The sequence below is a fragment of the Vibrio sp. UCD-FRSSP16_30 genome (assembly GCF_001676025.1).
Lineage (GTDB): Bacteria > Pseudomonadota > Gammaproteobacteria > Enterobacterales > Vibrionaceae > Vibrio.
This window is the reverse complement of record NZ_LZFW01000067.1, coordinates 1-818: the sequence shown is the minus strand read 5'-3', so window position 1 is coordinate 818 and position 818 is coordinate 1. Positions and strand designations below refer to the sequence as shown.

General features: G+C 50.5%; 1 rRNA gene. It reads right to left on the bottom strand.

Annotated features, from left to right (window positions below):
• Positions 1-818: ribosomal RNA gene (locus tag A9260_RS14290) — 23S ribosomal RNA — on the bottom strand; the annotation flags it as partial.

The following is an 818-nucleotide window of genomic DNA, read 5'->3' as shown; positions in this document are numbered from 1 at the left end:
AAAAGTACGTAGCCGCAGCTTCGGTGTATAGCTTAGCCCCGTTACATCTTCCGCGCAGGCCGACTCGACCAGTGAGCTATTACGCTTTCTTTAAATGATGGCTGCTTCTAAGCCAACATCCTGGCTGTCTGAGCCTTCCCACATCGTTTCCCACTTAGCTATACTTTGGGACCTTAGCTGGCGGTCTGGGTTGTTTCCCTCTCCACGACGGACGTTAGCACCCGCCGTGTGTCTCCCGGATAGTACTCAATGGTATTCGGAGTTTGCAAAGGGTTGGTAAGTCGGGATGACCCCCTAGCCTTAACAGTGCTCTACCCCCATTGGTATTCGTCCGAGGCGCTACCTAAATAGCTTTCGGGGAGAACCAGCTATCTCCAGGTTTGATTGGCCTTTCACCCCTAGCCACAAGTCATCCGCTAATTTTTCAACATTAGTCGGTTCGGTCCTCCAGTTGATGTTACTCAACCTTCAACCTGCCCATGGCTAGATCACCTGGTTTCGGGTCTAATCCTAGCAACTCGACGCCCAGTTAAGACTCGGTTTCCCTACGGCTCCCCTATACGGTTAACCTTGCTACTAAAATTAAGTCGCTGACCCATTATACAAAAGGTACGCAGTCACCCCACGAAGAGGCTCCTACTGCTTGTACGTACACGGTTTCAGGTTCTATTTCACTCCCCTCACAGGGGTTCTTTTCGCCTTTCCCTCACGGTACTGGTTCACTATCGGTCAGTCAGTAGTATTTAGCCTTGGAGGATGGTCCCCCCATGTTCAAACAGGATATCACGTGTCCCGCCTTACTCGATTTCACTTAAAAT